Raw genomic sequence first — 14627 nt, forward strand, 5'->3', positions numbered from 1 at the left:
CTCCCGGACCCAGACATACGCGGCCCCATCGCTGGGCGTCACCGCCACCGGATCCGACATCCCCCGTGCGCCAGGACGCGCGCGGTACTCCGCGCCGAAGGACAGATCGAGCCGGTACCGCCGCGCGCCCTCCCGCTCGACCGACTTGTCCTTGGTCGTGGCGCCCGACCGGATCGCGTAGGAGTCCTCGCGCGTGGCGGCGATCCCGGTCTGCACCAGCGGACCGGCCTGCAGCGACGGCTGGTTCCCGTCCGCTTCCGACTTCGGCGGGTCGGCGAGCAGCCTCAGCCGGACCCCGAAGTCGTTGCCGGAAACCGTGCTCTTGACCAGTTGGTCTTCGTTGGAGGCGCGCCAGATCTCACCGGTCGCGATGTCGACGATTCCGCTGCCGACCCGTTCGAAGCCCTTCAGCAGCGGCTTGATCCTCACCTTGACTTCGGGGTGCTTCGACCAGTCCGCACCGGGTCGGGTCAGGGCGTCCGGGAAGACTGTCCGCTTGGTGATGCCGATGCCGTGCACCAGGCCTTCAGCGGTCTCCTCGACCAGTGCGGTGGCATCGATGCTGGTCGAGAGGTTGCCGTTCAGCGTGGAGTCCTGCCGCACCCAGTCCGGCAGGCTGGTCATGATCTGGTGCTGCAGGTCGCCGACGTTGGCGTAGGTGTCCACGTTCGCGATCAGCTGCTGGGCCTCGATCGGCATCGCGACCGGGTTGGGGGACTCGAAGCGCTCGGCTCTTTCGGCTTTCGGCGTTTCGAGCAGCGATTTCGGGTACGCCAGCCGCACCGTCGGGTCGAATGCGACGGTCTGCGAGTCCTCGCCCAACTTCCAGTTCAACTGGAAGTTCACGTCGAACACCTGGTTCTGCGAGCCGAGCTTCGCAGTGCGCTCCCGCACCACCCAGCGCTTGCCGCTCATCGTGGTGGAACGGCCATCGCCCACACCGATGTAGAGCAGCGCCCGCAGGTTGAGCGCGATGCCCGCGACGTCCTTGATCAGGTCGCCGAGGAAGCCGGAGACAGCGGCGACGTTGGCCTTGCGGGTGAGCGTCCGGCTGGACAGCTCCCTCGGACTCGTCTCCAGTTTCGTGCTTCCAGTGGCGAGCCTCTGCAGCTCTTCGGTGCTCATCTGCACCAGCTGGACACCCGTCTGCTCCATCCGCAGCACGGCATCCTTGGGCCCGTCAGGCGTCGTGATGCGGAACGTCCTGCCACCGGAGAGCGCCTGCAGCAGACCCGCCTCGCCGCGCAGCCGTCCATACGCGGTCAGCTGCTCCCGCAACTCCTGCTGCTGCGCCTGGTCCAAGGGCAAGTTGCGGACGAGGTTCTCGATCAGGTCGTGCTCGACCCCGTGATCGTCGCGGGTTCCCGACCAGACGCCTTCGCTCGGCAGCAGGCGCGAATGCTGCGAGATCACCCCGTCCCGCAGCAGTTCCGCCGGCTGCGGGTCTTCACGTAGAACTGTCTCGTCGACCTCGTACACAGGCTCCAAGACAGTTTCAGGATCGTCCCGCATGACCGTCTCTTCGACCTCGGGCACGTCCTCCAAGACAGCTTCCGGAACGTCCGGCACGACGGTCTCTTCAAACTCGAAGACAGGCTGCTCCAAGACAGTTTCAGGAACGTCCCGCACAACCATCTCTTCAAACTCGAAAACAGGCTGCTCCAAGACAGCTTCGGGAACGTCCCGCACAACCATCTCTTCGACCTCGGGCACGTCCTCGAAGACAATTTCCGCAACGTCCGGCACGACAGTCTCTTCAAACTCGAAGACAACCGCCAAGGCGGCAGCGTCGAAGGGCGCCGCCTCCTCCTGCTTGACGTCGAATTCCACCCTCAATCCGGTCAGCGCGTTCTCGCCGACCAGCCGGTGTTCCGACCATTCGGAGGAGAAGCGCCGCTTGGAGCTGATCACCACGTCGAACTTCGTGGTCGCGCTGTAGCGGCGCCACGTCACTTCCCCGGTCTCGGTGTAGTGCTCCCGCTGCGTGGTGTTGGACATGCCCCCGGACATGGAGTCGCCATGCCCCATCCCGGCCTCGTTGCTTCCGTAGGCGGAGGCATTGCCGCTGAGGACCCCGAAGCCCATGCCCATGTTGCCGCTGCGGTCGTGGACCTCCGCATTGCTCTCGGAACGGTTCTGGCCGTGCGCTTCCCGATGTCCGCTCGCGGTCCACTCGTGCTGGAAACGCGGATCGGCCAGCCGGGGACGGATCTGCACCTTGTAGTCGGTCGACAGGAAGCGGTCCTGGATCTGGAACTCAGTGGTGTAGCCGTCCTCGCCGAGCAGGTGCCGACCGCCGCCCAGGTTGGCCACCAGCATTTCCGGCGAGAACAGCTCCTCTAGCTTCGCCCGGTTGGGCGTGCCGGGCCCGAACCAGCGGCGCACCAGGCCGGGATTGCTCCGGGCCGCTGCGATGGCCTCCACAACGCCGGTGACCAGCGGCTCGTCGCGGCGCGCCTTGGCGAGCTGGAACGACTGGGCGGTGCGCGCAGCTTCGGTGATCTCGCGCTGGGGGCCCAGACCGGTGTTCTCGAGGTGCTGCTCGAGCAGGTGCTCCGGCGTGGTCATATCGACCGTGCCGCGCACGGTCTTGAGCTCCGGCGGAATGGTGATCTCGCGCCGGCCTGGGTACAGGTAGGCGGACGGCCCGAACCCGCCCTCGGTGATCGTGGACAGCAGCAACGGCGGCACCTTGTGCTTGTGCACCACGAACTCCAGCTCCACGGGTGCACGCACCGACGCCTGTTGGCCGATCTCGGTGCGGTCTTGCCGGTAGTCGCTGGTCTCGTTGGACTGCGAGATGCCGCCTTCGGTGGACCTCGCCCCCCATCCGCCCGGTATCTGCGCCATGTCGTCCGGCAGCCGGGTGCCCGAACCGGGCACCTCCGGCGTCGTGCCGAAGCCGAATGCCACGCCCGCGCTGCGGGAGCTGTTCTGGCCGACGCCGCGTGAGCCGGTCACCTCCACATACCCGGAGGTCGGGCCACCGTCCTGCTGGTGGAGGCGTTCGACCGGCCCCGGGGCCTGCTTGGCCCGGACGGTGAAGGTGTAGTAGTTCGTGCCGAACCACTGAGCGCGGAACAGGTTTCGGCGCCATCCGCCGTTGAGCACCTGGCGGAGGTTCGCCTCGCTGTCGAGCTGGCGCAACATCCGGGTGGCGTCGAACAGCGGTGCGGGCTCGCCGGATCGGGGATCCCAGCCGGGGAACAGCTCCGGAGCGGCGTGCGCGAGCGCCTGGATGGCCCGGTCGGACAGCCGCTGCGAGCCGGGGGTGCGCTGCTGGTCGACGGTGAAGCCGGTCACCGCGACGTTCTTGTCCAGCCCTTGCCCCAGGTCGGTCACCAGCGGCAGGTCGTCGGGGAGTCGCTCGCTGGACACCGGTGGGCCGGAGCTGTCCCGCGTCCCGGCGGGACCCGTGTCCGGGCGGACGTACCGCACGCCATCGCGGATGACCAGCTCGACGAACTCGCTGCTGGCGCCGTTCGGGTACGGGCTGATCGCAGCCCACTTCCGGTTCGGCTGCCCCAGGAACTGCTGCCACGCGTCAGCCCGGACCCACACCACCAGATCCCCGGTGTACAGCGCCAGGTTCGTCTTCCGGGAGGTGCTCACCTTCGTCGATGCGGTGAGGGAGTCGTCGTGCCCAGACGATGACTGCGCACCGACACCGAGCGACGCGTCGCCGACGCCGTAGAGGAACTGCGCCGTCGCCTCGCCCGAGACGCCCTTGCCAAGACCATGCGATACCGAGGCGCCGGACGTGGTGGTGTTCTCCCACTCCGCACGGCCCTCCACCGTGCTCACCCGGCGCTCGTTGTGCACCCGCATCTCGATGCCGCCGCGCTGCATCCGGTCGAACAGGGTGCCCTTGCGGCCGCCTCGGTCCAGGACCTGGGTGCCGTGGAACATCCCGGCCAGGCGGGTCTGCCACCACTCCGGGTCCAGATCCATGACGAACTTCGGTCCGTGGTCGCGCCGACCCGGCGCCTGCCCGCCTTCGCCGGCCGGGACGCCGTCCTGCTCGGGCAGGCTGCGATTGCCGATCTTGCCGGGAAGGCTGCTCACCGTGTCGATCGCGCTGTCGAACGCGTTGACCGCCCGCAGCCGCGCCCGCTCGTACCGCCCGTCCTTGGCCGAGCGAGCAGCCGAGACCTGTACTTCCCGGAACGCCTTGTTGACCTCCTCGAAAACATCCGCGACCGACACGACCGCCGCATCCCGCATGTCCACCGAGGCGTCCTCGTCGAACGCGCGTCCGTCGACCTGGACCGGCTCCGCGGGCCGCCACTGCCCGGGCCCCGCTCCGTCGAGCAGGAATCGCGCGACCCGGTACTGGACCTCGGCCTGAACCGTGAATTCGGCAGGTCGTGGCTGGCCCTCCCGCAGCCGACGCAGCAGCGCATCGGGCAGGGCATCGCTCCAGGACTTCGGCGCGGTCTCGGTGACGCTCAACCGGAAATCGACCGCTCGGGAGACCAGATCCGCCTTGCCGGAGTACTTCAACCGCGTCGCGGAGTCGGCGTTCCCCCCAGACCCGTCGGAGGCGCTGTCCTCGCGCCGGCCACCCACGCCGACGACCCCGCCGAGATAGGTGCTCGCGCCGTAACCGGTGGCCCGGGCGGTCGTGCGGGCCCAGAAACTCGCCCGCGCACCCCGGCCGAAGGCGCCGCTGAGGCGGGTCTGCCAGCCGGTGCTGCGCGACCGGGTCGCGCTGAAGCTCACGTCGTTGGCCAACTGGTCGCGAGCCGTCACGTCGCCGAGTTCGGCCTCGATCGCGAAGGTGAACGTCCGGCCACCGGCCCCGACCACGAACCGGTACGGCCGGGGGTCGCGGCCCGAGATCGCGTCGAGGCGGTTCAGCAGCCTGTGCGGGGCCAAGCCGCCGAGCTGCTTGTCCACGCCGGCCCAGTCCACCTCGGACAAATCGACTCCGGCGGCGGTCAGCCGCTCGCGGATGTGCTGCCTGGCGGTGTCGCGAAGCTCGATCTCGCCGCGCATCCGGTCCAGGGAGGTGAACATGCCGTCGCCGTCGAGAACGGCCTTCACCTGCTCCCGCACGTCGGTGTCCAGGCTGCCCTCGCGCGGGCGGAAGGGAACCAGCGGTGGGCTCTCCGCATCCAGCGCGTGCTTCAGCGCGGCTTCGAAGGCGGCCATGTCGCTCCGGCGGACCCATACGTACACGGCGCCGTCGCTCGGCTCCACGTGCACCGCTTCGGGTTGCTTCCGTCCGCCCTGGCGCGCGGTGATCTCAGCGGCGAGCGACACGTCGAGCCGGTACCGCTGGGCGCCTTCGTGCTCGATCGACTTGTCCTTCTTGCTGCCACCGGCGCTTTCCTCGTAGCCCTCCTGGCGCTTGGACTTGGCCGAGATCTGCCCCTCCGGGCCGAGGCGCACGGGAATTCCCTGGTTCCCGTCCACGCTCCCGGTTCCGACCTTCGGAAGCCAACGCGCCCGCAGCCCGCCTTCGACGCCGGAGCTCACGTTCTTGGCGAGCCGACCGCTCTTCGTCGTCCGCCAGATCTCGCCGGTGCCTACATCCTCGCGAATATCGCCGACGCGCTCGAAGCCCTTCAGCTTCGACTCGACGAGCACGCTGACCTCGGGCACGTTGGACCAACCTCGGCCAGGCCGGGACAGCAGTTTCGGATTCACCGCTCGGTGAGTGATGCCAACGCCGTTCACCAGGCCCTCGGCGGTCTCCTCCTCCAGCAGCGCCGCGTCGACGCTGGAGGAGATGTCACGGCTCAGCCCGGCGTGCTTGCGCACCCATTCCGGCAGGCCGTCCAGGATGTTGCGCTGCAAACCGCCGACATTGGTGTAGGTCTCGACGTTGGCGATCAGCTGCTGCACCTCGTGCGGCAGCGACGGCAGTTGCCGCTCGGTGGCCTCGGCACCTGATTCGTCCGATGTGGACACGGCTTGGGGCAGCGGCAGGTCCGGGACGGCCCCGGTCTGCGCCAACATCGTGGCGGGATAGGCGAGCCGGACCGCCGGAGCGAAACGGGCACTCCCCGACTGGTCCCCCAGCTGCCAACGCACCTGGAACTTCACGTCGAAGACCTTGTCGCGCGCCCCCAGCTTGGCGGTGTGCTCCCGCACCGCCCAGCGCTTGTCCGCCGACGTGCTGGACCGGCTGCCGCTCGCGCTGACGAACGGAAGGACCCGCAGGTGGAGCAGGGGCGCGCTCGCCGCCACGTGGAAGAAACCGGCGATGGCCGTGAAACCGCCAGAACGAGAGAGACCGCTGCTGGAGTGCTGCCGTGGCGCGGTCTCCTGCTTGCTGCGCTGAACCGGCGTGTTCTGCAGAGTTGCCTGGTCGAGTTCCACCGGCGTGACCTCGGTCCGGTCGAACCGCAGGAACAGGCTCTTGGGCCCGTCAGCGGTCGTGACCTGGAACGTCCTGCCGTTGGACAGGGTCTGCAACAGCCCGGCCTCGCCCCGGGCACGCGCGTAGCCGACCAACTGCGCCCGCAGCTCGGTCTGCTGATCGGATGTCAGGCCCAGGTCCGCCAGGATGCTGCCGACCAGCTGGTCGCCGGCCTCGGCGGGCGACCACACACCTGCGCTGGGCAACAACCTCGACTGCTGCGAAACCACGCCGTCGCGCACGAGTTCGGCGGGCAACGGCGCGTCGACGCGGTGGTCGATGGCCTCCAGCTCGATCTTGTGCGATGCCTCATCGTCCACCACGACCGACGTCTCGACCACGACTGCTGCCGCACTGCTCGATCCCACGGGTGCCAGCTCCAACACCTCGGTGTCGGGCTTCGTCCCGCCGGGAAGACCGTGGTGGCCCTGGAGACCATGCTCCGCGGCAAGAGCGCGGGCTCGGTTGGTGGCAGCGTCCTCGCCACTCGTGTGCAGGCTGTCGGTGACCAGAGCGACGATATCGTTGATCAACGCCATTCGCGCGGCTTGCGCAGGAGTGGGCTCGCCGATGTAGAGCGGCCAGCCGGTCGCACCGACGGTGATCTGCTGAGCCCGGGTGGTGAGCCCGTCGAACTTGCCCTCGGCCACCTTGCCGAGCCGCTTGCGGGCGGAGTCGACCTCGTGCGCCAAATCCGCTCGGGACCGTTCGTACCCGGGGATCGCCGACGTCTCCGCAGCAACGTCGGCTTCCAGCCCGGTAGCCGTATCACGGCCGGACTCGTCATCCGACTCGTTGCTCGACCGGTCGTTCGCGTCATGCTCCTGCGAGTCCGGACCTGCGGGATGCAGGTCCCCTGCTTCCTCCACAACCGGCGACTCGGAGGCTCCGAATTCGTTCCACCGTGCCCCGTACGGGAGCACCGTGAAGGACTTGGGCGGTTGGCTCTCATCTCTAGGGTCGACGCCCGTACCGATGACCTCGGTAGCTGCGAACACGCCGCCGTCGCGCCCAAGGTTCGAGAGGGCCTGCTGGAAGTCGAAAGCTGCACCGCCCGGCCCAGCGATCAGGCCGGCGGCGCAGGCGACCAACAGGTAGGAACCGGGGCCCGATGTCGGGTGCGCCTGGACGAAAGGCGCTGTCCGCAGAAGGATCCCCGCGAAGGTCGCACCGTCGACCGACACCTCCCTGCCGTCGAGAAGCGTCACGAGCATGGACCTCGGATCGGCATGCGCGCTGACGACGAACGGAGACTTGGGAATGCGCGCCCAAGGAACCGAATCCTCGTACTTCGCAAGAGAATCCAGATCCTGCTCGAAGAGGTCATCGATGAAGTCGTCGAGGGACTCCGGATACCGGTAGAGGTGATCGACCCCGACGGTGCCGCCACCCGCCTCGGCCCAAGCCTGCCCGTCGTCGGCGTCCTCACCGGTCCGGAAGATGACGCCGACCACCTCGTCGTCGCTGTTGGTCAGCGTCCGCGCCTGAACCTGCCCCGCCGTGAACGAGATCTGCCGACCAGCCCGGTCCGTGCCCGTGAAGCCATCGGAGTCGAGGCCGGATTCGTCCGCCGGGTCCTCTGCGGCCTGCTGCGCGCTCGATGACGTCTCGTCGGCAGATTCAGCAGCGAGTGTGTCGCGACCGCTGTGGCTTCCCTGATCGCTTGTGTCATTCCCTTGCACATCCGAGTCTTCGGCGTGCCCGCTCTCATCAGGCGGTCTCTCGGACGGATCATCGTTTCCCGCATCGGTATCTCCGGTAGCCGACGTTTCCTGGGCGCCGAATGCGTTCCACCATCCCCGGTTCGGGACCACCGTGTACGGACGGGGCGGCAGGTGGGCGGCTCTCTGGGGTTCAATGACGACATCCGTGCCGACCACCTGGGTGGCGGCGAACACGACGCCACCGCGCCCGAGCCTCACGAGGGCCTGCTGGAAGTCGTAAGCACCACCGCCCCGCTCCGCTAGCTGACCGGAATCGCACGCCACCAGCAGGTAGGAGCCGGGTCCCGACGTCGGGTACGCCAGGGCGAAGGCTGCCGACCTCACGAGGATCTCCGCGAAGGTCGCACCGTCGACCGACACTTGCCTGCCGTCGAACAACGTGACAGCCATGGACCCAGGATCGGCGTGCGCATTCACGATGAACGGGGTTTCGGGAAGACCTTCCCAAGGAACCGAGATCTCGAACCCCGCGAGATCCTCAAGCTGCTGCAGCGCACTCAGCTGATTGCGGAAGTTGTCGAAGGACAGGGGATAGGTGAAGAAGTGGTCGCTCTCAAGGGTCCCGCCACCGACCTCAGCCCAGGTCTGAATGTTCTCGACCTGGTCCGCGTCGGAGAAGAAGGTGACACCAACCGCCTCGTTGTTGCTATCGGTCAGCGTCCGCACCTGGACGAAACTCGGCTTGAAGAAGACAACGCCACCGTGCTCGTCCGTGCCCCGAAGAAAATCAGACTCATCGTCGGACTCGGAGCTCGTGTCGTCGTCGGACTGCGCCTGCTCGTCCGTGCTTGGGACAGGCGACTGGGTTCCGGTCTCATCTGGTGTGCCCTGCTGCGAGCTCGGCCACGCGTCGTCGTCGGTCTCGCCCGAGTCGGGCCGCATTGACGGATCGGCGGCGGCGCTGTCGTTACCAGCGATCGCGGCCCGCAGCTGCGCCAGCACCAGGTTGAATTCCGTTGTGCTTCCGCTTCTCAGCGCACGCTCGATCGGTTCGTTGAACGACGCCAGCCGTGCCTGGTCGACGACGCTGGTCTCCCCGTCCAACGTGCGCTGCTGGATGTAGCTCTGGACTTCCGCCGCGATCAGCTCCGAGGCCGCCTTCGGCGGGTAGTCCGGCAGCCCGGCGAAAGCGTTCGAGTTCAACACGAAATCGCCCGGCTGGTAAGTCACACCGCCCGCGGTGATCTCGGCGTCTCCTACGTACCTGACACCGATGATGAACTGTTCTCCGATACCACCGGCGAAGGCGATCTCCCGTTCGCGGTGCATCGTCGTCGCGGGACCGAGCGTGTGGTTCACCGAGATCCCACCCGGCGCGAACATCCAGTACTGCCACGGCGCCCCGCCCTGCTTGCGAAAGTACGGACTGCGCGTCGTGCTCACGAACATCGAGTCCGTGTTCTTCTCCACGTACTCCACCAGCGAGACGTTGTGACCGTCCTCCGCCTGGTTCCCCGGGTTTCGCGGGGGAAGGCCCGGCCGCCAGTCCACATCGCCACCGTCGGTGCCCCGCTTGTCGCTGAGGACCTGGTCGGGCGACCGCTTGTCGACGCGGTAGACGAACATCGGTTCGTCGATCACCAGTGGCCGCGGCACGATGTTCGCGACAGGGGCAGGGACTACCGCGGTCGGCGGCTGGTTGCCCAGCCACGGATACTCCGAGAATCCGGTGATACCAGGATCGATCGGGTGCATTTCCCCGATCCGCGTCCGGACCAGGCTGTCCGGTCCAGACCAGAAGTACTCGTCGCCGAATACCTTCGCCTTGACGTTGATGTCTTCCCGGACACCGAGAGCGACGATCTCGACCGTGCCGTCCGAACTAGCGGTGCGGAGCCACCGTCCGTCCGAGCTGTGCTGCACGATCTGCCCGTTCTGCAGGCCCGGCGGGTTCCATCGCTCCCAGGTCGCATAGGACAGGTGGACGTTGCCAACACGCCGGGGACGGTCCTCGTCCAGTGTGATCGCCGACCGGACGGAGCCGGGAAATCCGCTTGCCGGATCACGAGTGCCCGGATCGAAGGCCTGGACGTTGCCGTGGGTCAGATCGACCTCGCCGGTCGCCATTTCGTACTCCAGGCGCCGGAAGTAGTAGTTCCCGTTCTCGCCCCAGTGCTGGAAGACGAGCATCGCACGCCCGTCGATCTCGCCGCGCCAGGTGCCGAGGTGGGCCGCACCCAGCCGGTCGACGAGCAGTACCTGGTTTCCCGTGGCAGCACGCAAGAAGTAGCCGATCGGCACGCCGCGGCGGAAGATCGGTGCTCCATACCGAGGGGCGAACGTGGTCTCGTCGACGTGCACCTCCGTGCCGTCGTTGAACACGGTGTCGGGCAGGGCGAACGGGTCTTCTTCGGATTGCACCACCGGGCTCGTTGTGCCGTCCGGCTGTTGGGCATGGTCCTGGTCTGGCGGGTGCTGCGACGTTTCCGGAACGTTCGCCGCGCTCTCGGTAGGGACTTCCTCGAGCACGGCTCCGTCGTCGTTTTTCGAAATAACCCGGAACCGGGTGCCTGCGGGGAAACCGATCCCGCCGTCCGGCAGGAGCCTGGCCGAGCTCAACCCCGAGACGGCCGCAGGCCGGAACTCCACCGTGCCGGCGGCATCGTTCGGCGACGCGAAGACCGCTTCAGGCAGACGCATCTCCTTGCCGCGCCTCGCGAAGACCAACCAGTCCATCGAATTGGCCGCGCGGACGACCGTCACGCTCTCCGGCGCCCTCGGGAGCCGGCGCAAGCCGTTGTTGGCCAAGGCTTCGACCAACATCGTCGCGGCCTGGCGATGCGGGAACGGCGGGTGGATGTTGCGGAAGACCTCCTCACCCAGAGCACGTGAGGCGGCTTGGTACGCCGCCAGAATTTCCATGGTGGACGCGCCACCATCGAGCATGTAGTCGATCAGGTTGTGCTCGGCCAAGAACGGCATCGCCGCAAAACCCATGGCTCCGAGCTGGCTGTCGGTCCAAAGACTCCGGAAGAAGTCGCCGTCCTCAGCAGTCGTCGTGAAGCCCTCGACGACCCGCCTTGCGGCCTCTTCGGGATCCTGCCAACCTCTCATCCAGCCGATCGCCGAATCCAGCACGTCACCGAGGTTCGACCGCGCCTCGGCGTCGACGTCCCGAAGCCGCGCGACGTCCTCGATACCCGCCTGCTTGAGATACCGCCCCAGATCGCGGGTGAACAGGTTCAGATCCGCGAGGTCATCGGCGCCGAACCGGCCATTCGGCACGAACTCCTGCACCAACGCGGCCAGCGTCGCTTCGTCAAAGCCCGGAATCCGACGAAGCAGCTCGAGCTTCTGGGCATCGACCTCGATCACAGTCTGCTCGGGCGTCTCCGCCACCGCATCACTCGGCGCAACCGTTGTCTCATCCCCGATAACAGGTTCACCGCTCGGCTCTGGGGACGACTGCGACGGTGCCTCGGCATGCATCGGTGCGTCGTCAGAAGGCTGAGGATCCTCGTGCGGAGCGTCCACGTCCTCCGCCAGCCCCGGGACAGACGAACCGGGGTCCATGACCCAACTGGCGAGGCCGGTGAGAGAGCGGTCGGGGCCGGTGAGGTTCTCCGGAATGCCCCTGTCCGACATGGTGGAGTCGACCAGCCTGGAACGAAGCACATCCGTCCACGCGTCCCTGCGGTCCAGGCCCGCGGCCGCCCTCTCCCGAACCGCCTGTTGAACTTCCGGTTCCGCGGCCAGCCTGGTAAGCCGTCCAGCGGATACCCCCAGCTGCCGCGCGATCGACGCCCGGTTCGCGGCGAACTCGAACTCCCCCGGCCACGCGGCCGAGTCGTACGAACCAGCCCAGTTCGACGGACCGGCCACGGCCTGCCGCTCGTCGGCCACCTCGAGATCGGACGGTGTCCCGCCGAGCAGGCCGCGAGTCCGCCGGACACCGTGTTGATCCGCGAGATCGTGCGCGAGTTCGCGCGCGGCACCTTCGTCGCCATTGCTGCGCAGGCTCTGGGCGACGAGGGTGGCGATGTCGTTGAGCAGTTCCAAGTGCGCGGCTTGTTCGACGGTGGGCTCGCCGATGTAGGTCGGCCAGTTGCTCTCGCCGTTGGTGATCGACCGAGCCTTGGCGGTGACCTCGCGGTGTTCGTCCTCGCCGAGCTTGGCAAGGCTGTTGCGAGCTTTGGCGGCCTTCTTCCGCAGGAGCGCACGGGAATCTTCATACCCGGGGATCAAGGACGCGTCGGCAGAGGTGTCACGACCGCTTCGGTCTTCCGGCCCTGACTCGTAGCCCGAATCGGCAATGCTCTCTCGGTCGGGCGACTGCGTCTCCCGCTCGACCTCGTCCAACACCAGATCGAGCGCGTCTGCCGACTCCGCCGTATCGGGTAGCTCGTCCACCGGCAGTTGGGATTCGGCCTTCTCGTTCTGCGGACTTTCCTGGTTCGTCTTGGGCTTCGCCACGGGCGAGCCGGCGTGGGCTACCGCCTCGGCCTTCTCCGGGGCCTGGGTCGTCTGCGGCACCGGGGCAGAGGGGGTCTTCGTCGTCGCAGTCACCTGGACGTCCGCAGGCCGGGCCGAACCCGTCTTTCCGGTCGCCGTCGAGGAGGTAGTCGCGTCCTGCGGCTTCGCCTGGCCGCTCTGCGCGGACGCCGTCGAGGACTGCGCAGCCGTGGCGGACGACGTGGTCGACGACGTGTTGGAACCCGCGTTCGTGTTGCCCGCGGCCGGAGTGGACGTCGTGCCGCCGGATTGCGGGCCGGTTCCGGTCGCTCCTGGCTGCTGCGAAACAGCACCGGCCTGGGAGCCGACCGGAAGTTGCTGTGCCGAAACACCATTGACCGAAGATTGATCGTCCGCAGTGGACTCCGAGTGAGTCGCGGAACCAGATCTCTGGTCTTGTCCGGTCGGCGACAGGGTGGTCGTCGACGTGTCACCGGCGCCGTGGTCCTGCGACGGGCTTTGCGACTGGGTTTGCGACTGCCCGGCGATGTCGGACTGCGACTCGAAACCGGTGGTGGCCTGGTTCGCATTCGCACCGGACGGTCCGGCCTGCGAGTTGCTCGCCGAGGTCGACGCGTTCGTGTTCGTCGAGCCGGAGTTCGTCGAAGCCGAGGCTTGGGAGGCGTTGTCGTTCCCGCCCTGCGCACCGGCGGGTCCCTGCTGCGACGACGCCGAGTTCCCCCCGGCTGAGGCCGAAACCTGTTGTCCAGTAGCGGGATCGGTGTTGCCGAGGTTCGTGTTCCCGTTGTTTCCACCCGCCGGGACCGACGACTCGGGCGTGGATACCGACGGGTTCGATCCCGGCCCGGTTCCCGGCGCATCGCCGTTGCTGGGCGGGGTGCTCCCGCCGTTGCCGGTCGTCGTGCTCCCGCCGGCGCCGGATCCCGACCCGATCGACGACGCGTCGCTCCCCGGCCCTCCGGGCTTCCCGCCTCCGGTCGGTCCGTTCTTCTCGGCCAGGAAGGGGTTTTCGCCCTGCGGCGGCTTGAGGTTCCCGTGGATCCCGGCGCCGATGACGCTCCCCAGGTTCGAGGCCAGCCCGGCGCTCAGGCCCGCGGTGAACGAGAACCCGTTGGCCTGGAAGCCCTGGCCGATCGCCGCGCTGTAGGTGCCCTCGGTGAGGAACTCGTGCAGACCTTCCTCGATGACTTCGGCGAGCCCCTTGCCGAACTTGTGCGCCCACATGCCCTTCAGCGACATGCCGGCGAGGTTGCCCATGCCGTGCGCGCCGAGGTCGCGGCCGACGTGGGTCTCCATGTGGTCGGTGATCTGGGCCGCCAGCTTCGCCAGCGGCGGGAGCTTCGGCAGTTCGGCGGCGTACTTCTTCGCCGCCGCCTCCGCCGCGGCCTTGAGGATCTTCTTGTCGACGTCGTTGCCGAGCACCTTGACGAGGCCCTTGCTCAGCATGTTGCCCAGCAGTCCGCCCAGCGCGGACAGGGGCAGCGAGAGCAAGCCGCCCATGGCGCCGACACCGACCGCCTGCACGGTGGCCTTGGTGTCCCACTGGTGCCGGCTGCCCTTGGCCATCTGGATGCCCTGCGCCACCGCGTCGATCGCCACCTGGAAGGCGATGCCGAAGAGCTGGGCCTGGAGGATTCGCAGGAGCAGCCGGCCCCAGAGCCGCTTCAGCAGGAACCGGACGATCGCGAACCGGGCCGCGAGCCAGGCCATGCTGCCGCCGAAGGTCGGCCCCGACATGGCGATCGCCCAGGCCATCTCGACGAGCAGCTCGATCAGCGAGAGGATCGTGACGAGCTTGACGTACTCGGTCTGGACCGATATCTGCTGGAGGAAGTCGGCCGTGCCCTCGAACCCCTCCATCACGTCGTCGAGGTAGCCGGGCGACTCGACCAGTGGTGCCATCCGGTCGGCGAACCGCATCGCGGCCTTCCCGCGGAACTCGCTGCGGATCTTGGCGACGGCGCGGACGACCTCCGGACGGAGGTCGTTGCGCATCCGGCTGGACGCGTTCCGCCACGCCTGCGCGAGGACCAGCAGCTGGTCCTCGTTGATCTGCGGCCACTTCTCGCCGGTCAGGACCAGGAAGAGGTTCCCGACCGCCTCGGGCACCATGATCGCCATGA

1 protein-coding gene (running past one end of the window) is annotated in these 14627 nt (G+C 67.8%); it reads right to left on the reverse strand.

Going from position 1 to position 14627, the window contains the following annotated elements; all coding sequences use genetic code 11:
- A protein-coding gene (locus tag BLW84_RS29705; protein WP_093271903.1) for a scabin-related ADP-ribosyltransferase crosses the window boundary here: on the reverse strand, positions 1-14625 show its 5' portion. Its footprint begins 20826 nt before the window's first position; 14625 of the gene's 35451 nt are visible here — the first part of the coding sequence; the start codon lies at positions 14623-14625; its stop codon lies off the left edge, out of view.
- Positions 14626-14627: the final 2 nt, after the last annotated feature.

The sequence above is a fragment of the Saccharopolyspora shandongensis genome, from assembly GCF_900106995.1.
GTDB lineage: Bacteria > Actinomycetota > Actinomycetes > Mycobacteriales > Pseudonocardiaceae > Saccharopolyspora > Saccharopolyspora shandongensis.